Origin of the sequence: Paenibacillus sp. FSL R10-2734 (genome assembly GCF_037963865.1) — a bacterium.
In the GTDB taxonomy this organism is placed as follows: Bacteria; Bacillota; Bacilli; order Paenibacillales; family Paenibacillaceae; genus Paenibacillus_AQ.
Map to the genome: position 1 here is coordinate 7,189,033 of NZ_CP150170.1, position 20,219 is coordinate 7,209,251.

Sequence of the window (20,219 nt, forward strand, 5' to 3'; positions counted from 1 at the left end):
GAGTTCAAAAAGTACGGTTTTCAGCACCGAGAAGATTGGATGAAGGTAGAAACTGAGGAGCGGAGCGTAGTGGGTTGCTACGTGAGCACCGGAAGTTTCGCCTGAATTCAATATTCGATGTCGAGTTAGCTTCCCCGAGATACTTCGTGATCAAAAGCGGACTTTTTGAACAACCTCTTATACCAGAGCTTTCATAGCGATGTCGCTGCGGCTCTGTTTTCCAGAAAAAGAAATTCCTTCAGCCGTAGCGTAAGCTGCAGAACGCGCTTCAGCAATCGTTGCACCTAGGCCTACCACGCCTAGTACCCGTCCGCCATTCGTTAGCCAGCTTCCGTCTTCGCCACGTGCCGTACCGGCATGGAAGATCAGCCCTCCCTGGCTGTCTTCAAGCCCTTCAATCGACACACCCTTTGGATACGGGCCTGGATATCCACCTGAAGCGAGAACCACGCATACAGCTGCTTCGTCGCTCCATTCAATGTCGATATCCGCTAGTCTACCCTCGGTGACGGCCAGGAAGATTTCTAGCAAGTCACTCTTGAGTCTAGGCAACACGACCTGTGTCTCAGGATCACCGAAACGAGCATTAAATTCAATGGTCTTCGGTTTCCCATCTGGAGAAATCATCAGTCCCGCGAACAGTACACCGCTGAATGAACGACCTTCATCCACCATGGCTTTTGCTGTCGGCTTAATGATAGTCTCAATCGCTTCTTGGATAATGGCTTCATCAATATGCGGTAAAGGCGAATAGGTGCCCATTCCACCGGTATTAGGACCTTTATCCCCATCGAACACAGGCTTATGATCCTGCGCAGCAGCCATAGGTCGTACGGTCTCTCCATCGACAAAAGCCAGAATCGACATTTCCTGTCCAGCTAGAAATTCCTCAATAACAACCTGAGCGCCTGCCTCACCGAATACCTTAGTGACCATAATATCAGCGAGCGCTTGCTCTGCTTCTTCCCGAGAATAAGCAACCGTCACGCCTTTTCCTGCGGCCAGACCATCTGCCTTGATGACGATCGGCAACGGCTGTTCCCGCAAGTAAGCTAGTGCAGTTTCATAGTCATCGAACTTCTCATAGGCTGCTGTCGGAATATTATATTTGTGCAGTAGATCCTTCATAAAGGTTTTGCTGCCTTCGATTTCCGCCGCATTCTTTCGTGGGCCAAACACAGGAATATCCTGCGCTTCAAAAGCATCCACGATCCCAGCTGCGAGCGGATCATCTGGCCCGATCACAACAAGACCTACTTCCTTCTCTTTCGCAAAAGCCGTCAGGCGATCGAACTCGAATACTCCGATCGGTACACATTCAGCTAACTGCGCAATCCCGGCGTTGCCGGGTGCACAATAGATTTTACCTGCCTTTGGGCTTTGGGATAGACTCCAAATAATCGCATGCTCCCGGCCGCCGCCGCCAACCACTAAAATATCCATCCGAATAAGATCCTCCCAGTGTTCTAGTGTTTGAAGTGACGGACGCCTGTGAAGACCATAGCAATACCATACTCATTAGCGACCTTAATCGATTCTTCGTCTTTAATGGAGCCACCTGGCTGAATCACAGCAGTGATGCCAGCTTTTGCTGCCATTTCAAGCGTATCTCCCATTGGGAAGAACGCGTCAGAAGCGAGTATGGCTCCTTTTGATTTTTCACCAGCTTGTTCGATTGCAATTTTAGCTGCACCCACACGGTTCATCTGTCCAGCACCAACGCCGACGGTCATATCATCAGCAGCCAGCACAATCGCATTAGATTTCACATGCTTAACTACTTTCCATCCGAACAACAGCTGTTTCAATTCTTCTTCCGTTGGTTTACGGTCAGTAACGACTTGTAGCTCATCTGGATTTACAGAATGCACATCGCTCTCCTGTACAACCATACCTCCATCAATGGAGGTCACTACAAAGCTGCTCTTACGTGCACTAGCCGCGCTAAGATTGCCGATTTTGAGCAAACGAAGATTCTTTTTCTTCGTAAGGATTTCCAACGCTTCATTCGTAAAGCCTGGTGCTAATACGATCTCGAGGAAAATATCTTTCAGCAGATTAGAAGTATCCTCATCGATAATGCGGTTAGCTGCTACAATTCCCCCAAAGATAGAGGTTGGGTCTGCGTTGTAAGCTTTTTGATAAGCTTCGTATACACTTTCACCTACGCCTACACCACAAGGGTTCATATGTTTAACCGCTACGACAGCAGGCTCTTCGAATTCCTTCACGATTTGCAGTGCTGCGTTAGCATCATTGATATTGTTATAAGACAACTCTTTGCCATGCAATTGCTCAGCCGCAGTGAGTGTATCTAGTGCCGCCAATGGCTTGCGATAGAAAGCCGCTTTTTGATGCGGATTCTCGCCATAGCGCAGATCCTGAATTTTCTCATAAGTCACGGTGTAGCGCTCTGGAAGAGGCTCGCCAGTAACGTTAGCCAAATAATCGGAAATCAAGGCATCGTAAGCCGCCGTATGACGGAACACTTTTGCCGCAAGACGTTTGCGTGTTTCAAGCGTTGTATCTCCACCTGCGCGAACCTCTTCAAGTACAGAAGCATAGTCACTAGCATCTACCACTACGCTCACAAAAGCATGGTTCTTGGCCGCAGAACGCAGCATCGTCGGTCCGCCAATATCGATATTCTCGATCGCTTCCTCGTAGGATACGTCAGGTTTTGCGATAGTTTCCGCGAACGGATACAAATTCACAACGACCAGATCGATATAGTCCAGCCCAAGCTCTTTCATTTGACGCGTGTGTTCCTCGTTATCACGAACCGCAAGCAATCCGCTGTGTACAGCAGGGTGCAAGGTTTTGACACGTCCGTCCATGATTTCTGGGAATCCTGTCACATCGGAAATACCGATGACTGGAACACCTTCTTTAGCCAAAAGCGTGCTTGTTCCACCTGTGGAGATAATTTCTACGCCTAATGCAGACAACTCGCGGCAAAAATCCACGATGCCTTGTTTATCCGATACGCTGACTAACGCTCTTTTGATACTCACTTTGAATAGTCCTCCTTCGGGTTGTACGTGCGATTTAATATGAAGAAAACCTACAACGCGACACATAACGCCGCTAATGCAATATTTCCCGAGAAATATCGGAAACAGTTCGTACCGTCTCACCAAATGTCGATCTAAAACTCGGAATTGCTGCGGTGCGACTTACTTTTCGCGGATAATCGTCTTTCTTCCACTCAGTTCCACTTTCCCGCTGGCAAAAGCGCCAACCACTTCGGGATAGAGCTCATATTCAACCTTATGAATGCGTTCCGCCAATGAATCCGCCGTGTCGTTATCCAGCACAACTACGCTGCGCTGAGCAATAACTGGACCGGTATCCATGCCTCCATCGACAAAATGTACAGTAACGCCCGTTAGCTTCACGCCATAATCCAGCGCTTGCTGGATCGCATCTTTTCCCGCAAAAGCTGGCAGTAACGAGGGGTGAATGTTAATAATTCGTCCAGCATATGGCGTCAGTAGAACAGGTGTAATGAGGCGCATGTAACCTGCCAGCACAATCAGTCCAATTTCCCGTCGTTGAAGCTCTGCCACAATCTCTGCTTCATAGTCTTCACGGCTGGGGAAGTCTTTTGGCCGCAGCAAGAGGGCGGGAATGCCCGCATCCTCCGCTCGCTTAGCTACAGGTGCCTCTGGCTTGTCAGATACTAGCAACTCAATATTACCATCACCAAGCAAGCCCGCTCTCTGTGCATCGATCAGTGCAGCAAAATTACTGCCTTGCCCGGAAGCAAAAACAGCGATTCGACTCAATTGCATCACACTTCAGCTCCAGTAAAGGTTACTTTGCGTTCCCCTTCTGTCACTTTACCAATGATATACGCCTCTTCCCCACTAGCTTCGAGCAGTTCAAGGGCACGTTCTCCATCAGCAGCACTAACTACCAGAACAAGTCCGATTCCCATATTAAAAGTAGTAAACATATCACGGTTGCTTACGTTTCCTTTGTTCTGCATCAATCCGAAGATCGGCAAAATCGGCCACGATCCGTAATTAATCTCCACATCTACACCGTCAGGCAATACGCGCGGGATATTCTCGATGAATCCGCCACCTGTAATGTGTGCCATTCCTTTTACCGGAAGCTGCTCCAGCAGCGCCAGCAAAGGCTTTACATAGATCTTTGTTGGTGCAAGAAGTACATCCACAAGCGGAGCTCCAAGCTCTGGAAGCACATCATTCAGACCGTAGCCATCTTGCTCCAGCAAAAGCTTACGCACCAGCGAGAAGCCGTTGCTGTGCACACCACTAGAAGCGAGACCAATCACTGCGTCTCCCGCTGCGATGTTAGCGCCGGTTACCAGCTTCGCTTTATCAGCTACGCCAACTGTGAATCCAGCGATATCATATTCACCCTCCGAATACATACCCGGCATCTCAGCTGTTTCGCCGCCGATGAGCGCACAGCCTGCTTGGTGACAGCCTTCTGCGATTCCCGCTACGATTGCTTCGATTTTCTCCGGCACGACTTTGTCGCAAGCCAGATAGTCGAGGAAAAAGAGTGGCTCCGCGCCTTGCACTACAATGTCGTTCACACACATAGCTACAGCGTCGATCCCAATCGTGTCATGGCGATCCGCCGCGAATGCGATTTTGAGCTTCGTGCCTACACCATCGGTTCCCGATACGAGCACTGGCTCTTCATATTTATCTTTATTGAGGCCAAACAGCGCTCCGAACCCACCAAGATCCGTCATTACTTCTGGACGGTAAGTACGTTTAACGTGCTTTTTCATGCGTTCTACCGCTTCGTTACCAGCCGCAATATCCACTCCGGCGTTTTTATAAGCTTCCGACACTTGGGACACCTCAATCTATAATAGTTTAGAGCGCTTTTGCGGGCGCATTCGGGGGAGTTGGTGGTTATAGGGGAGCTATTCCAAGGAATGTTTGGACTTCCGATCGCTGTTATGTTTGGATTTCCTGATTTAAACCGCTTTTCGCGGTAGAAATCCAAACATAAGCGTATGCTTACGAAGTGAGCTTTCCTACGGAAAGCTTTCGGGCGAACGCTACGCTTCTACAGTTCCAAACTTCCTCTCCATAACTCCTTCTAACCACTGGGCTCACTCCTACTGCAAGCCGCAGTGTGCGCCTTGCACACGGACCTCAAGACCTCGGTGCATGAGCTACGCCATGCACCTCTTTAGCGAAACAAGCGGGTCCCGCATTTGCGCAGCAAACAGGGACGAGCTCGGCGAGCTTGCTCTTGGCGCTTAGGGCGCAGCCGAGCGCTACCTTAGCGAAACAAGCAGCCCTCGTATTTGCGGAGCAAACAGAGGGGAGCTTGGTGAGCCATTCCCGGCGGCGGTAAGCAGCCGGGGGGCGGAGCGCCGTAAAGCGTGTCCCGTCCGTGCGAAGCACACAGGGACAAAGCGAGCACTCGCACCCAAGTTCTCTTAGCAAGTTATAACCAAACTCCTACCGCCGAGCTTTCGGGTGGCCGGAGGGCAGAGCCCTTCGGAATCGCCCTTTGCAAGGGGGACTTAGGGGGATGTTCCGTTCTAACAGCTGCACCCATCTTTTTCAGCCCCGCCAAAATCAACCTGAGTAGGGTAATCGTTATCGAAGCAGGAAAGGCACAACCCGCCTTTGTAATCATCTTTGTTGTGACCACCGATGGAAGAGATTAAGCCCTCCGGTGACAAGAATGCCAAGGAATCGGCATTGATCTCTTCGCACATTTCCGCAATGGTCTTGTAGGACGCGATGAGATCGCGGCGGTCTGGGGTATCAATGCCGTAGAAGCAAGGATTCTTGAAGGGCGGCGATGTAATCCGCACATGCACTTCAACGGCTCCCGCTTCGCGAAGCAGATTGACGATTCGGCGTGAAGTCGTACCACGCACGATGGAATCATCGATCATGACAACACGTTTGCCATCCACCACACTTCGCACGGCGCTTAGCTTCATTTTCACACCTTGCTCACGCAGTTCTTGGCTCGGCTGGATGAAGGTCCGGCCTGTGTACTTGTTCTTAATGAGCCCAAGCTCATAAGGAATGCCCGTCTGCTCCGCAAATCCAATCGCTGCCGAGATACTTGAATCCGGTACACCAGTTACGAGGTCAGCATCTACGAAAGCTTCTAATGCCATTCGGCTACCCATCCGCTTACGCGCGGTGTGTAGGTTAGCACCATTCATATCACTGTCTGGGCGAGAGAAGTAAATATACTCCATCGCGCACAGCGCTTTACGTTTGGGCTCGGTAAAACGATCTTCTAAGAGGCCATTTTTATCGAGCACGAGCAGTTCGCCAGGTTCGATATCGCGAACCAGCCGAGCTCCGATTACTTCTAAGGCGCAAGATTCAGAAGCAAAAATATAGGCATCGCCGATCCGTCCCATTACAAGCGGACGCAAACCATGGGAATCCGAAGCGACAATTAATTTGTCATTCGTCATGAGCAGAAAAGCAAACCCGCCAACCAGTTGTTTTAGCGCATCCTTAGCCGCTTCAACAAAATCCTTTGGCGAACGCGCAATCAGATGCGCCAGCACTTCTGTATCACTCGTAGTTTGGAAGATCGATCCACTTTGCTCCAGCTGTTTTCGAATCAACGGTTCGTTAACAATGTTACCGTTCGTAGCAATCGCTAAATCTCCGTCACGATATTTAAATATCAGTGGCTGTGCGTTGGTTAAACGGCTATCACCGCTAGTGGAATAACGCACATGCCCAATGGACATGTCTCCTACTAGTGAGGCAATTTTGTCCTTGTCGAATACTTCTTTTACTAACCCCATTCCACGGTGATAGTTGAAATCACGGCCGTCTGCTACGCAGATGCCCGCACTTTCTTCCCCGCGGTGTTGTAAGGCGTGCAAGCCGTAATAAGACATGGACGCCGCTTCCGGGTGTCCGAAGACCCCGAAAACGCCGCATTCTTCTTTTAATGTGTCAAAAATATCTCCCGAGCCCGTTCCTTCATTGTAAAAGTCACCAGTCCACAGGATAGGGGTCTCCTGCTCTTTCCCGGTCTTTATTTCATAAGACATGGAATAGCATCCTCCCAAACGTGCTTCAATTCTGCTACTGCTTCATCTAGTGCGGACTTGCCGTCCAGATTTACGCGTAGTCTGTCTCCACCTACAGTTCCGATAATTTCTACTGGAACCCCGCTAGCAGCAATCGCTGCTTTCAGCTCTTCCGTACGATCAGGTGCAGCTGTCAGCACGATACGTGATTGGCTCTCACTGAACAACGCGACATCAGATCTAAGTCCACCCGCCGAAAGCTCAACGTTCGCACCAACGCCACCGCTGATACAGCTCTCTGCAAGTGCTACGGCAAGACCACCTTCGGACAAGTCATGTGCCGAACGCACTAGACCGCCGCGAATCGAGGTAAGCACTGCGCTCAGTAGTTTTTTCTCAGTAGCCAAATCCAAAGCTGGAGGACGACCTTCGGTTACACCATGAACGGCGTATTGGAATTCACTACCGCCAAGCTCAGCCTTAGTCACTCCTAGCAGAAGAATAGAATCTCCTTCTTGCTTGAAGCCTTGAGTCGTAATATGATCCGTATCCGTTACTAAACCAACCATGCCGACAACCGGCGTTGGGTAGATGGATCCCGTAGTATTTTCGTTATATAGACTGACATTCCCGCCGATAACCGGAGTATCCAGCACACGACAAGCTTCGGCCATACCATCAACCGCGCGCTCCATTTGCCAGAATACATCAGGCTTCTCAGGGTTTCCGAAGTTTAGGTTATCGGTAATCGCCAACGGTTCAGCACCGGAACAAACGATGTTACGTGCAGCCTCGCTGACTGCAATACGTCCACCCACTTCAGGATCAAGATGAACATAACGACCATTACAGTCTGTAGTCATCGCAAGTGCTTTACGAGTACCATGAATAGTAACTACAGCCGCGTCAGATCCAGGACGTACAGCTGTGCTAGTCCGTACCATGTAATCGTATTGATTGTATACCCATGCTTTACTTGCTACGGTTGGTGATCCAAGCACAGTACGTAGTGCGCCGCCCAAATCCGTAACTTCCTCGTAACGAAGGGTATCTACCTTTTCATTCGCAATATAGTAAGCTGGAACCTCAGAAGGCTTGTTATATACTGGGCACTCATCCACGAGCGCTGTTACTGGCATGTCACCAACAACCTCACCGTGATGATACAGCTTCAAGCGACCGTCATCCGTAACTTTACCGACCTTACAGCAGATTACACCCCAGCGATCAAAAATCTCTTGCGCCTGAGCTTCATCCTTCGGTTCTACTACGAACAACATCCGTTCTTGCGATTCCGAAAGCATCATTTCGTAAGGGGTCATGCCCTCTTCCCGTTGTGGCACCTGATCAAGATACAGCTCCAGACCATTGCCTGCTTTACTGGCCATTTCCGCACTAGAGCAAGTAAGACCAGCAGCGCCCATATCCTGAATCCCAACAACGATGCCGCTGTCGATCAACTCTAAACAAGATTCCATTACGAGCTTTTCCATAAATGGATCGCCGACCTGTACAGCTGTACGTTTAGCTTCTGATTCCTCACTAAGTTCAACAGATGCAAAAGTAGCCCCATGAATTCCATCACGTCCTGTAGGAGGACCTACGTAGAAAACTGGATTACCTACACCTTTAGCTACACCGCGTTGGATTTTGTCATGATCGATAAGGCCCACACACATTGCGTTAACAAGCGGGTTGCCGTCATAGCTATCATCAAACATGATTTCTCCGCCCACGGTTGGAATCCCGATACAGTTACCATAACCTGCAATACCAGACACTACATGCTCGAACAAATATTTAACGCGATCACTTTCCAGCTTGCCAAAACGCAAGGAGTTCAGCAGTGCGATGGGTCTAGAGCCCATGGAGAAAATATCACGAATAATACCGCCCACACCTGTTGCCGCACCTTGGAAAGGTTCTACAGCTGACGGGTGGTTATGACTTTCGATTTTGAATACAACCGCTTGATTATCTCCGATATCAACAATCCCTGCACCCTCGCCGGGTCCCATCAGGACACGTGGTCCAGTAACTGGGAAACGTTTCAACAATGGCTTAGAGTTCTTGTACGCACAGTGCTCGGACCACATTACGCTGAATACGCCGATTTCAGTATAATTGGGCAAGCGTCCCATAAAAGACTTGATGAGCTCATATTCGCTGTCCGACACACCGAATTGGCTGTAAATTTTCTGCTCTGCGATCTGTTCTGCGGTCGGTTCCTTAACGGATACTTGCTGCGTCATGACGATCCCTCCAAGTCTTCAGTATAGATGTGAACATCCGTTTGCCATCTTCTGATCCGAACAAGCTGTTAGCTGCACGCTCAGGGTGAGGCATCATGCCGACAACATTACCTTGTACGTTACTAACACCCGCAATATCAGCTACAGATCCGTTAGGATTATCGCTATACGTGAATATAATCTGATTGTTAGCTTGCAGTTCTGCCAATGTCTCTTCATCACAGTAGTAGTTACCTTCACCGTGAGCAATTGGGATAATGATCTCTTCATCCTTAGCATAGTCAATAGTAAATGGGGTTTCATTATTAACAACCTTAAGCACCGTATCATGACAGCGGAACTTCATTGACATGTTACGACGCAGCGCACCTGGCAACAAACCAGCTTCAGTAAGAATTTGGAACCCGTTGCAAATGCCTAGCACGAATTTACCTTGCTCTGCCGCTTTAGCTACTTCAGCCATAACAGGAGCAAATCTTGAAATCGCACCGCAGCGCAGGTAATCACCATATGAGAATCCGCCTGGAACCAAAATACAATCATACGCCGACAAATCTGTCGCTGTATGCCATACGTAATCGACTGGTTCGCCGAGAGTGTCCTCTACCGCCTTGTAGCAATCAATATCACAGTTGGAACCTGGGAAGACAAGTACAGCAAATTTCATGTCGTTTAGTCCTCCAATTCGTAGCGGTAATCCTCGATCACCGTGTTGGCAAGTAGCTTTTCGCACATTTCCTTGAGACGCACTTCCGCTTCAGCACGGTTATCCGTGTCTAAAGTCAGCTCCATATATTTCCCAATACGCAAGCTTTCAACTTCTTGGAATCCTACCGAGTGAAGTGCTCCTTGAACTGCTACCCCTTGTGGATCGAGAACGCTTTTCTTAATGGTGACATATACCGTCGCTTTTAACATATGCTTGTAGTTCCTCCTAAATTTTTATGTGTATATATTTTCTGAAACTGAAACTGCAACTCTACTAAAAGTAAATCTAGCTTCAAAAACATATACTTTAATTTATTCCCATGAGTAAACGCACTATGTTGAACTATAAAGACTTGCCAGTAAGACGATGATAAATGTCCAGATAACGGCGTGTAGTTTCTTCAACTACTTCTAGTGGAAGCGGGTCAGGTTTGCTATTTTTATCCCAGGAGGATGCAGATAGATACGTACGAACAGGCTCTTTATCCATGCTATCAATTTCGATATCAAGAGCATATTTGTCCTTAGCCCAGAAGCGTGAAGCATCCGGCGTAAAAATCTCATCAATCAAAATCACCTTGCCATCCAGCAAGCCGAATTCGAATTTGCAATCTGCAAGAATGATTCCCCGCTCAGCACAATACTCTCTGGCAAAAGAGAACAATTTCAAGCTTTTCTCCTGTAGCTCAAGCGCTAGATCAGCACCGATTAACTCCTGCATCTTTTCAAAAGGAATATCCTCATCATGACCTACATCGTTTTTAGCCGCAGGGGTAAAGATCGGCTGAGTCAGCAGCGCGTTTTTGCGCAAACCCTTAGGAAGCTCAATACCATTCACTTTTCCAGTTTCTTGATATTGTCTCCAGCCTCCGCCAGTGATGCAACCGCGCACTACACATTCGATATCGATGCGCTCCGCTTTGCGTACCACCATAACACGGTTTCTGAGGGCCTCCTTGTCCTTAACGATGTCTCCGAGCAGATCCACATCGATATGAACGACATGATTCTCCATCAGCTCTTTGGTCTTTCCAAACCAGAACGCACTAAGACGGTTAAGCACATTGCCCTTTTCAGGAACCGCTGGGTCCAGCACATAGTCAAAAGCAGATATCCGATCCGTGACGACGATCAGTACATTCTCCCCTAAATCGTACAGCTCACGAACCTTCCCTTTATAGAGCAGCGGCGCATTGATAAGTTCCACGGCTGTGGATACGGCCGACAATGTCATGACCTTTCCTCCCTTGAACTAATGATCTTGATTACTGCAACTGGTCTCAAAGGCGTAATTCTGAGGAATGTTTGGACTTCCGATCGCTGTTATGGTTAGATTTCCTGATTTAAACCGCTCTTCGCGGTAGAAATCCAACCATAAAGGCGAACGCTAACGCTTCTACAGTTCCAAACTTCCTCTCCATTACGCATTCGACCAATTTCCTTTATATCTAACTCCTTAGTTCACCACTAACTTATCTTTTTTTAGATGAGCTCTAGCTTGCGGAAGATGGTGTCCACATGCTTAAGGTGCCAAGAAGGGTTAAATGCATCTTCAATCTCTTCTGGGGTAAGAACGTTTGTGATCTCAGGTGTAGCTTCCACGATATCGCGGAACTGTTTTTGCTCTTCCCACGCTTGCATCGCACGCGGTTGAACGGTATCGTACGCTTGCTCACGGCTAAGGCCTTTGTCGATCAATTTAGTCAAAATACGACCGGAGAAAGGAACGCCGAAGGTACGGTTCATGTTGCGTTTCATATTCTCTGGGAATACAGTCAGGTTCTTCACGATGTTTCCGAAACGGTTCAGCATATAGTTGAGAAGCATCGTAGCATCTGGAAGGATGATACGTTCCACAGAGGAGTGCGAAATGTCGCGCTCATGCCAGAGTGGCACGTTTTCGTAAGCTGTAACCATATGTCCGCGAATGACGCGGGACAGACCGGAGATGTTCTCGCAGCCAATTGGGTTCCGTTTGTGAGGCATAGCGGATGAACCTTTTTGACCTTTGGCAAAAGCTTCTTCCACTTCGCGAATCTCACTCTTTTGCAGGGCGCGAATTTCAGTAGCAAATTTGTCTAACGATGTCGCTACCAAAGCAAGAGCAGCCATGTATTCAGCGTGACGGTCACGCTGTAATGTTTGTGTAGAGATTGGAGCTGGGCTTGTACCGAGCTTGCGGCAAACAAATTCTTCTACGAAAGGATCGATGTTAGCGTAAGTACCAACGGCACCGGAGATTTTACCGAACTGCACTCCATTCGCAGCATGGCGGAAACGCTCCAGGTTACGTTTCATTTCTTCGTACCACAGTGCCATTTTTAGACCGAAGGTAGTTGGCTCAGCATGCACACCATGTGTACGGCCCATCATCGGCGTATCTTTGTAAGCAATTGCTTTATCTTTAAGGATCTCAATAAAATTGATGATATCCTTCTCTAGAATCTCGTTCGCTTGACGTAGCAAGTAACCTAGCGCCGTATCTACCACGTCAGTAGAAGTAAGACCGTAGTGTACCCATTTGCGTTCTGCGCCAAGGCTCTCGGAAACCGCACGTGTAAAGGCGATTACGTCATGGCGTGTTTCTTGTTCTATTTCATCAATACGTGCAATGTCGAATTTTGCGTCCTTACGTAGTTTAGCTGCGTCTTCGTGCGGGATTACTCCCAGCTCAGCCCATGCTTCACAAGCGCAAATTTCAACTTCCAGCCACGCTTTGAATTTATTTTCCTCTGTCCAAATAGCTCGCATCTCAGGTCTGCTGTAACGTTCGATCATATTCTTTAGTTCCTCCAAAGTTTAGATTGCTCCACCCAGGACAAGCCGTCTCCGGTGTCCTTGCAGAGCAGATTGACATGGCCCATCTTGCGGCCGATCTTACTCTCAGTCTTGCCATATATATGAAGCTTAGGTACAACTCCCAGCTTATTATCTTTTTCGTCTCGTGTACAGGTCGCTTTAATGGCTCCGTCCAAATGCTGGCCTAGTACATTTACCATAACTACAGGTGTCAAAAGCGTTGTATCCCCCAGCGGCAGATTGCAGATCGCCCGGACATGCTGCTCAAACTGCGAAGTCGCGCAAGCGTCCATGGTGTAGTGTCCAGAGTTATGCGGCCTTGGAGCCAGCTCATTGACGAACAATTCTCCGTCCTCTGTGACGAACATTTCTACTGCCAGCAGTCCAACTGCATGAAGTCCAGCGATTAATGTCTCTGCCAGCTCACATGCTCGCTGCTGAATCTCCTCTGACACGCTTGCAGGCACAATGGATAGATGCAAAATATTATTCACATGAATATTCTCCGACGGCGGGAAGCTCTTAACCTCTCCAGATGCACTGCGAGCTGCAACGACGGATATTTCACACTTAAAAGCTACAAACTTCTCAAGCACCAGCTCCGGCACAACTGCTCCGGGTGCTACTTGTCGGAAGGCTTCCTCTAGCTCTTCCTCCTGCCGGATGACGGCTTGGCCCTTGCCGTCATAACCTCCTGTGGTTGTCTTTAGCACACAGGGAAGTCCAAGTTCAGCCGCCGCCACTTTCAGCTCCGCAAGGCTATCCACCTTCCGGTACGGGGCGACGGGTACGCCCGCCGCCTCGATGGCGGCTTTTTCGCGCAGCCGATGCTGCGTCGTATACAGCAGCGCGCTGCCCTGCGGCACGTACGATTCCTCCGTCAGCAGCGCGGCAACGCCCGCGTCGACGTTCTCAAACTCGTACGTGATGACGTCCGCGCGGCGGGCTAGCTCCCGCGCCGCGTCCCGGTCGTTATACGCCGCTGTAATCTGCGGCGTAACTTGACCGCTAGGCGCATCCGGCGCAGGGTCCAGCGCCACAAAGCGATACCCCATGGCGCTGCCAGCCAGCGCCATCATGCGCCCGAGCTGCCCGCCGCCGAGCACACCGACGGTCGCGCCGGGCAGTAGCGTCCGGACGGTGTCCGCGCCAGACGCCTCAACAGCGGCTGGCGAAGCTATGCCGCTAACATCCTGCAGCTCCTCCGGTCTCATAAGCTGTCGCTGCTTTCAAGGACTTCATCGCGGATCGCATCCCGCCGCAGCTGCGCGCGCTGCTGCACTTCTGGATCGAACGCTCCGATGATCTGTGCAGCCAGCAGGCCTGCATTAATGGCTCCTGCTTTACCAATCGCTACCGTTGCCACTGGAATGCCTCCTGGCATCTGTACGATGGAGAGAAGCGAATCAAGGCCATTTAACGCCTTCGACTGCACTGGTACTCCAATCACAGGTAGGATCGTCTTTGCTGCCACCATTCCCGGCAAATGCGCAGCTCCACCCGCTCCCGCAATAATGACGCGAATGCCGCGGCCCGCTGCTTCCTCCGCATAGCTGAACATCAAGTCCGGCGTCCGGTGCGCGGATACTACCTTCTTCTCGTAAGATAATCCCAGCTCTTCAAGCACCGCACAAGCGTGCTCCATCGTATCCCAATCCGATTTACTGCCCATGATGACAGCTACCTGCACAGACATGATTCGACCCCTTCCGACCACTAGTAATTTCCCCACAGAGTAGGGTTTTGCTTCGATGCGTACTCAGGTACTTTGCGGGGGCCCCGAGCCCCAAATACATATTTTCTAAAATAAAAAAAGTCCGAGTTCCAAACGCATATTGCTGCGGGAAGATCGGACTAGTAAAGGAATTAGGAAAAAGTAATCCGCATGCCTGCCTATCACTAGGCTGTCTTTAAGCGCGGAAAATGGCACAATGCATCACTCCGTTACCCGGAACGCATTGCCGCATTCTATCATCCTATTTCCTCGTAGTCCGGTAATTTACGGTTCCCGGGTAGAAACTTCCGGGCCTTATCCCCGGTTTTATACGAGTTGCTCATGACATCAGTTTAACAACCCCCTACATAGGATGTCAACTCAAACACGAACATTGATAAATTTCAAATACCAAACGTTCGCTTTTAGGCGAGTTTGAATTCTCAATAGCCACTTATTTGGCTGATAAAGACTTCTTTCCGTACAGATTCTCAAAGAAACAAGAAAAACGCCTAACGGCGTCCTTAGAGATAGAGTTACAAGCTGAGTACATCCGAGATTCCATACTCGTATCCATATGCACCTTCGTAGTGAGGTTACGCTTACGGACCATATTGCACTTACTCCCTAATAACAAGCCCATTCCCGGGTGATATTCGACGAATAACGGCGCTGGCTCTTTTACGTTACCGTCGGCACAATGTGTTCGATTTTTCGCATACATTTGGCTCTTTTACGTTACCGTCGGCACAATGTATTCGGTTTTTCGCATACATTTGGCTCGATTACGTTCCGGCGGCACATTGTATTCGGTTTTTCGCATACATTCGGTTCTTTTACGTTCCGTCGGCACAATGTGTTCGATTTTTCGCATACATTCGGCTCGTTTACGTTCCGTCGGCACAATGTGTTCGATTTTTCGCATACATTCGGCTCTTTTATGTTACCGTCGGCACAATGTGTTCGGTTTTCCGCATACATCGGCTCGTTTACGTTACCGTTGGCACATTGTATTCGGTTTTTCGCATACATTTGGCTCGTATACGATACTGGTGGCACATTGTATTCGGTTTTTCGCATACATTTGGCTCGTTTACGTTACCGGAGGCACATTGTATTCGGTTTTTCGCATACATTTGTCCGTAAGCTCGACTGAAACATACATTTCGGAGGATATAAGGTCCACTCGGTCCGTTATACATCCCAAAGAGGCTTGTGCTTAATTAAAAACAGGGCTCCCCATGGCCATCAGTTGAATATAGGCTCATCCCTTGAATTCGGTTCACATTTCTCCGCAGTCTCGAAATTTAAATTCTATTATAGTAAAAAAAGGGACGCAATCAGCGTCCCTTTTAACTTTATATTATTTTACAACCAATACTGGGATACGAGCACTTTGTACTACATTATGGCTTACGCTACCCAGAACAAATTCACGTATTCCGCCAAGTCCGCGGCTTCCAATTACAATAACATCCACCGCATGTTCCTTAGCATATTTCAAAATCACTTCAGCAGGCGATCCTTGTAAAAGCTCAACCTCAGCGTTCAAGCCTTCAGCTTCAAGGCGCCCCTTCACTTCTTCAGTAGTTTGCAATGCCAAATCATAATATTCTTTATTTAGTGAAGCTGGTAGTGGTGCAAGAGCTTCTCCGATATAAAATCTTGGGAATTCAAATGCGTGTACGACATGCAGGATAGATCCTGGAGTAACTTTTGCAAGTTCAATTGCACGTTCCAAAGCCTGATTGGATGCCTTAGATCCATCAAAGGCGAGTAAAATTTTAGAGAATAACATGTAAAGCCACCTCTTTTTTTCTAGTTTATAATCATAAAGACTATCACCTTAAAAAATAGCTGTACAAAAAGATATTCAACAGAAGCAGCAGCGGAATTCCGATCCTGAAGGACGTATGTCGCGTCTTGTGGCGCTTACGGTACATGGCAATCAGTACTCCTAGTGCCCCGCCCATAGCCGCTAGCAGAAAAAGTGTCTTCTCAGGTACACGTTCCCGCCTTTTACGGGCTTTGTTCTTATCTTCGGACATGACTACATACCCGATAATATTAATTACCACAAACCACAACATTATAACCTTGACCATTCTACCGGGCTCCTCCACCTTGCTTTCTATCAATATATCTATCTCTATTATATTCCTCTTTTCAAAAAATGCCAATCGCCCATACAGCTCCGATAACTTCACTACTTCCCTCTTATGTTTCATTGATTCTTCGTATCCTTCATCCATACCCAGGACAACACTGCAGCTAGCACCGCCGCAATCCCGCCCAGCCAGAAGCCTCCAGTCAAACCATACACAGCGCTCATCCAACCTGCCACGAACGGTCCCGCCGACATACCTACCGCATAGACAGCCTGATAAAAGCCCATAGCTGTTGCGCGTTTATAAGGATCTATTTCTGACACCGACTTCCCTAGCAGCAATGGAAAAATAAGTCCCTGCATAAAGCCGTTTCCTACCTGAGTCAGACAGAGCGCCGTTAGCGTCGGCATTGCAGGAATAAGTAATGTAAACAGTGCACTACCTAAAAAGCCAAGAAGAAGCGTTCCCCTGTCTCCCAGCAGCTTGCCGAATGTCCTCGAGCCGTAGAGAGTCGCTACAGCATGCGGAACCATAAAAGCGAGCGTCAGCCAGCCCAGGCTTTCTTTGCTTGCTCCGATGTTAAGGGCTTGGTTCGGAGTATATCCAAACATCGTTATGAATAGTACACAATGTGCCAACACAGACAGCACTGAAACTCTTACCAAAAGCGGCTCCTTCATAACGCCGGCCAGATCCTTGATCTGTATCGCGCTTTGACGTTTCTCCTGTTTTTGTTCAGGCAATCGCAAAGCAAGCAATAACGCCGCAATAGCTACAATTCCGCCAATTAGGAACGGGGCGTTCCAACCCCAATGCTCCACCATATAACCGCTGATCATCATGCTCGTCAATTGGGCAATAACTGTAGTGAATTGCAGCATGCCCATTGCTTTTCCAGCTTCCTCTTTCGGGAAATATCCCGCGAACATTACGGTGTACACAACCCATGCCGAAGCCGCTATACCGGATACCGCACGTGCTGCTAATGCCCACCCAGGTTGTACTCCCCACATAAAAAGAAAGCAGCTGGCTCCGCTCGCAATCAGTCCCAGATAGATAAACGGCCTCCGCCGATTCAAATAATCCGAACCGATCCCAATCGGCAAACGGAATAGAATCTGCATTAACCCATATACGCCAAGCACCATACCTACCATAAAATACGATGCCCCCAGATGCTCTACATATGGTGAAAGCACCGGAACATAAATATAAGAAGAGAACCAGAACATAAATACAATAACGAGAAAGAAAAACTTACTGCCTCCCTGCCCCTGTGTTCTATTTACCGCTTTCAACTGATCCGCTTGCTGTTCAGCTGCCACCCTAATCACCTGCTCTATGTATTTGCTTAACATTCTAATTCAAAGCCTAACCGTAGACCACAAAAACTTACTCAGTCAGAAAAAAGGCTACTGAGCATACTCAGCAGCCTTTTTTTTACAATACTCTACTTATCCTTTTTCTGACCCTCAAGCGCAGCCTTCAGTAGCTCCCCAAGGTTAGAACCAATGCTTTCTTGCTTACTGTATTGCTGCACCAGTTTTTGCTGTTCACGTTTATTTACATGCTTGTGGTCTTTATCCAAGGTTTCCGTGATTCCACAGCCTAGACATTGTACGAACATGCCTGCTTTACCCTCTTTAAGCTCCATTTTCTTATGGCACTGCGGGCAGCGACGATTCGATAGTCTTTTCTCTCCGGCACGGGTATAGCCGCAGTTATCTGCAGGACACACAAGCAGCTTGCCCCGTTTGCTCTTTTTCTCAAGTAGTCTTGTACCGCATTCCGGACAATTACTGTTAGAAACATTATGCGGTTTGTATTCTGCTCCACTAGTTTTGACACCTGTCACCAGTTCCTGTGCCATACTACGGATGCCTTGTAAAAAGAGCTCCGGCTTACCTTGACCACGCGCTATTTTCTCCAGCTCAGCTTCCCAGCGCGCGGTTAGATCCGGTGTCCGTAGCTGAGTAGATACCAACTCGATGAGCTGCTTGCCTTTTCCAGTCGGGTGCAGTAGATTTCCCTGCCGCTCAATCGTATCGGAGCTCACCAGCTTCTCGATAATATCCGCACGCGTTGCCGGGGTCCCCAGTCCATGCTTCTCCATTTGCGTCAAAAGCGAAGCCTCATTATAACGCTTCGGTGGCTGTGTTCGTCCAGCACGCACCATACAGCGGCTAATAGTTACAGCTGCTCCTTCACGTAACTCGGGCAGCTTAACACTCCCTGCCGCAGGCTCATCCGAATTATCCTCTTCATCATCACTACTCATATCTCCGCCGTACACTTCACGCCAGCCTGCATCTTTTACCGTGGTTCCTTTTACATGGAAGCTCTCACCCTCCACGTTGACCATCACGGCTACCGCATCATAACGAGCTGGTGGGTAGAACAAGCTTATAAAACGCCGCACAATTAGATCATAGAGCTTACGTTCCTCAGCACTCAGCCCATTTAGCAGTACCGTCTGCTCAGTTGGAATAATGGCATGGTGATCACTTACTTTACTATCATCCACAATACGCTTCGTAATCGGCAGCTGTTTGCGCAGCAGTGGACGTGCCAACGCTGCATATGGACCGACCGCTACACTATCCAGTCTTTCCTTGAGTGTTCCAGTCATATCTGAAGTTAAGTAACGGCTGTCCGTACGCGGATAAGTGACGAGCTTATGCTGCTCATACAGCCGCTGAAGCACACTGGAGGTCTGCTTCGCAGAGAAGCCAAACTTCCGGTTCGCATCACGCTGAAGTTCCGTCAGATCATAAGCGAGTGGATGAGGTTCACTCTTTTCACTCTTTTGCACCTTAACAATGCGTCCGCTACGTCCAGTAAGCTTATCCTTTAGACTTGCCGTCTTATCTTTTTCGAATATCCGTCCATCTCCGTTACTAGCCCGCCAAGCTGCTTGGAAATCTCCGAAATCTGCAGTCAACGTCTCAAAATCAACAGAACGGAAACCCGTGATCTCCTGTTCGCGATCCATGATCATCCCTAGTGACGGCGTTTGAACCCGTCCAGCTGAGAGGGGCGAACCGAACTTACAGGTCAAAGCTCTCGTGACGTTCAGTCCAATCATCCAGTCTGCCTCTGCGCGGCAACGTGCAGATTCATACAAACGATCAAATTCGCGGCCTGGGCGAAGCTTTGCAAATCCTTCTTTTATCGCTTTATCCGTCTGAGAGGATATCCATAACCGCCGGAACGGTTTTTTCCATCCTGCCATATTCATAATCCACCGTGCCAGTAGCTCCCCTTCACGGGCAGCATCTGTAGCAACAATAAGCTCCTCAATGTCCTGACGCTTCATTAGATGCTGCACAGCTTTGTATTGCTGGCTTGTCTCCCGAAGCACCTTCAGCTTGCTCTTTTCCGGTAAAATCGGCAAATCCTCCAAGGCCCAAGTTGCAAACTTTTTATTATAATCCTCGGGCTCTGCCAGGCCGACCAAATGTCCCAGCGCCCAGGTAACCACATATTTTGGACCTTCAATATAACTCTTCTGTTTATTATTACATCCCATAACTCGTGCAATCTCACGTGCAACAGACGGCTTCTCCGCCAATACTAGTGTCTTCATAATGCTCCCCTTTCCACATCAAATTTCATTATAGCAC

16 protein-coding genes and 1 riboswitch are annotated in these 20,219 nt (G+C 48.7%); all 16 genes read right to left on the reverse strand.

Features of this window, described 5'->3' with window-relative positions; all coding sequences use genetic code 11:
- Positions 1 to 177: 177 nt before the first annotated feature.
- The gene (gene purD, locus NSS67_RS31170) at positions 178 to 1,443 is read right to left on the reverse strand and encodes a phosphoribosylamine--glycine ligase (RefSeq protein ID WP_339317652.1); all 1,266 of its coding nucleotides are present in this window, start codon (positions 1,441 to 1,443) and stop codon (positions 178 to 180) included.
- 23 nt (positions 1,444 to 1,466) lie between these two features.
- Complete coding sequence (gene purH, locus NSS67_RS31175) at positions 1,467 to 3,014, reverse strand: bifunctional phosphoribosylaminoimidazolecarboxamide formyltransferase/IMP cyclohydrolase (protein WP_339317653.1); 1,548 nt, start codon at positions 3,012 to 3,014, stop codon at positions 1,467 to 1,469.
- Between the two features lie 162 nt (positions 3,015 to 3,176).
- Positions 3,177 to 3,794: a phosphoribosylglycinamide formyltransferase gene (gene purN, locus NSS67_RS31180; RefSeq protein WP_339317654.1), complete on the reverse strand. Its 618-nt coding sequence runs from the start codon at positions 3,792 to 3,794 to the stop codon at positions 3,177 to 3,179.
- A complete protein-coding gene (purM, locus tag NSS67_RS31185) occupies positions 3,794 to 4,834 on the reverse strand; it encodes a phosphoribosylformylglycinamidine cyclo-ligase (RefSeq protein ID WP_339317655.1) in 1,041 nt (346 codons plus the stop codon). Before purM ends, purN begins: the two co-directional genes overlap by 1 nt.
- A gap of 705 nt (positions 4,835 to 5,539) precedes the next feature.
- Entirely contained in the window at positions 5,540 to 7,036 is a 1,497-nt protein-coding gene (purF, locus tag NSS67_RS31190; protein ID WP_339317656.1) for an amidophosphoribosyltransferase, read from the reverse strand.
- Positions 7,021 to 9,267 (reverse strand): phosphoribosylformylglycinamidine synthase subunit PurL, encoded by a 2,247-nt coding sequence (purL, locus tag NSS67_RS31195; protein ID WP_339317657.1) that lies wholly within the window; start codon positions 9,265 to 9,267, stop codon positions 7,021 to 7,023. The genes purF and purL overlap by 16 nt, the downstream gene beginning before the upstream one ends.
- Positions 9,245 to 9,934, reverse strand: a complete 690-nt coding sequence (gene purQ, locus NSS67_RS31200) for a phosphoribosylformylglycinamidine synthase subunit PurQ (RefSeq protein WP_339317658.1) — start codon at positions 9,932 to 9,934, stop codon at positions 9,245 to 9,247. Before purQ ends, purL begins: the two co-directional genes overlap by 23 nt.
- Before the next feature lie 5 nt (positions 9,935 to 9,939).
- Positions 9,940 to 10,185 (reverse strand): phosphoribosylformylglycinamidine synthase subunit PurS, encoded by a 246-nt coding sequence (gene purS / locus NSS67_RS31205; RefSeq protein WP_036680912.1) that lies wholly within the window; start codon positions 10,183 to 10,185, stop codon positions 9,940 to 9,942.
- A gap of 133 nt (positions 10,186 to 10,318) precedes the next feature.
- Complete coding sequence (locus NSS67_RS31210) at positions 10,319 to 11,209, reverse strand: phosphoribosylaminoimidazolesuccinocarboxamide synthase (protein WP_339317659.1); 891 nt, start codon at positions 11,207 to 11,209, stop codon at positions 10,319 to 10,321.
- Between the two features lie 248 nt (positions 11,210 to 11,457).
- Complete coding sequence (gene purB, locus NSS67_RS31215) at positions 11,458 to 12,753, reverse strand: adenylosuccinate lyase (RefSeq protein ID WP_042124027.1); 1,296 nt, start codon at positions 12,751 to 12,753, stop codon at positions 11,458 to 11,460.
- Positions 12,754 to 12,758: 5 nt separating this feature from the next.
- Positions 12,759 to 13,955, reverse strand: coding sequence for a 5-(carboxyamino)imidazole ribonucleotide synthase (gene purK / locus NSS67_RS31220; RefSeq protein WP_339320755.1), 1,197 nt, complete (start codon positions 13,953 to 13,955; stop codon positions 12,759 to 12,761).
- A 29-nt stretch (positions 13,956 to 13,984) separates the two neighbouring features.
- Positions 13,985 to 14,470, reverse strand: coding sequence for a 5-(carboxyamino)imidazole ribonucleotide mutase (gene purE, locus NSS67_RS31225; RefSeq protein ID WP_042184739.1), 486 nt, complete (start codon positions 14,468 to 14,470; stop codon positions 13,985 to 13,987).
- A gap of 271 nt (positions 14,471 to 14,741) precedes the next feature.
- Positions 14,742 to 14,843, reverse strand: a riboswitch (purine riboswitch).
- Positions 14,844 to 15,851: 1,008 nt separating this feature from the next.
- Complete coding sequence (locus NSS67_RS31230) at positions 15,852 to 16,286, reverse strand: universal stress protein (RefSeq protein ID WP_339317660.1); 435 nt, start codon at positions 16,284 to 16,286, stop codon at positions 15,852 to 15,854.
- 43 nt (positions 16,287 to 16,329) lie between these two features.
- The gene (locus tag NSS67_RS31235; RefSeq protein WP_339317661.1) at positions 16,330 to 16,593 is read right to left on the reverse strand and encodes a DUF1294 domain-containing protein; all 264 of its coding nucleotides are present in this window, start codon (positions 16,591 to 16,593) and stop codon (positions 16,330 to 16,332) included.
- A gap of 119 nt (positions 16,594 to 16,712) precedes the next feature.
- On the reverse strand, positions 16,713 to 17,921 hold the full coding sequence (locus NSS67_RS31240) for an MFS transporter (protein ID WP_339317662.1): 1,209 nt from the start codon (positions 17,919 to 17,921) through the stop codon (positions 16,713 to 16,715).
- 125 nt (positions 17,922 to 18,046) lie between these two features.
- Positions 18,047 to 20,182, reverse strand: coding sequence for a DNA topoisomerase 3 (locus tag NSS67_RS31245; RefSeq protein WP_339317663.1), 2,136 nt, complete (start codon positions 20,180 to 20,182; stop codon positions 18,047 to 18,049).
- Between the last annotated feature and the right edge of the window lie 37 nt (positions 20,183 to 20,219).

Bases quoted from the DNA above. Each gene is read 5' to 3' on its own strand.
- NSS67_RS31245 (WP_339317663.1), bottom strand. From the start codon at position 20,182: ATGAAGACACTAGTATTGGCGGAGAAGCCGTCTGTTGCACGTGAGATT.
- purQ (WP_339317658.1), bottom strand. From the start codon at position 9,934: ATGAAATTTGCTGTACTTGTCTTCCCAGGTTCCAACTGTGATATTGAT.
- NSS67_RS31235 (WP_339317661.1), bottom strand. From the start codon at position 16,593: ATGGTCAAGGTTATAATGTTGTGGTTTGTGGTAATTAATATTATCGGG.
- purF (WP_339317656.1), bottom strand. From the start codon at position 7,036: ATGTCTTATGAAATAAAGACCGGGAAAGAGCAGGAGACCCCTATCCTG.
- NSS67_RS31230 (WP_339317660.1), bottom strand. From the start codon at position 16,286: ATGTTATTCTCTAAAATTTTACTCGCCTTTGATGGATCTAAGGCATCC.
- NSS67_RS31210 (WP_339317659.1), bottom strand. From the start codon at position 11,209: ATGACATTGTCGGCCGTATCCACAGCCGTGGAACTTATCAATGCGCCG.
- purE (WP_042184739.1), bottom strand. From the start codon at position 14,470: ATGTCTGTGCAGGTAGCTGTCATCATGGGCAGTAAATCGGATTGGGAT.
- purB (WP_042124027.1), bottom strand. From the start codon at position 12,753: ATGATCGAACGTTACAGCAGACCTGAGATGCGAGCTATTTGGACAGAG.
- purN (WP_339317654.1), bottom strand. From the start codon at position 3,794: ATGCAATTGAGTCGAATCGCTGTTTTTGCTTCCGGGCAAGGCAGTAAT.
- purD (WP_339317652.1), bottom strand. From the start codon at position 1,443: ATGGATATTTTAGTGGTTGGCGGCGGCGGCCGGGAGCATGCGATTATT.
- purS (WP_036680912.1), bottom strand. From the start codon at position 10,185: ATGTTAAAAGCGACGGTATATGTCACCATTAAGAAAAGCGTTCTCGAT.
- purL (WP_339317657.1), bottom strand. From the start codon at position 9,267: ATGACGCAGCAAGTATCCGTTAAGGAACCGACCGCAGAACAGATCGCA.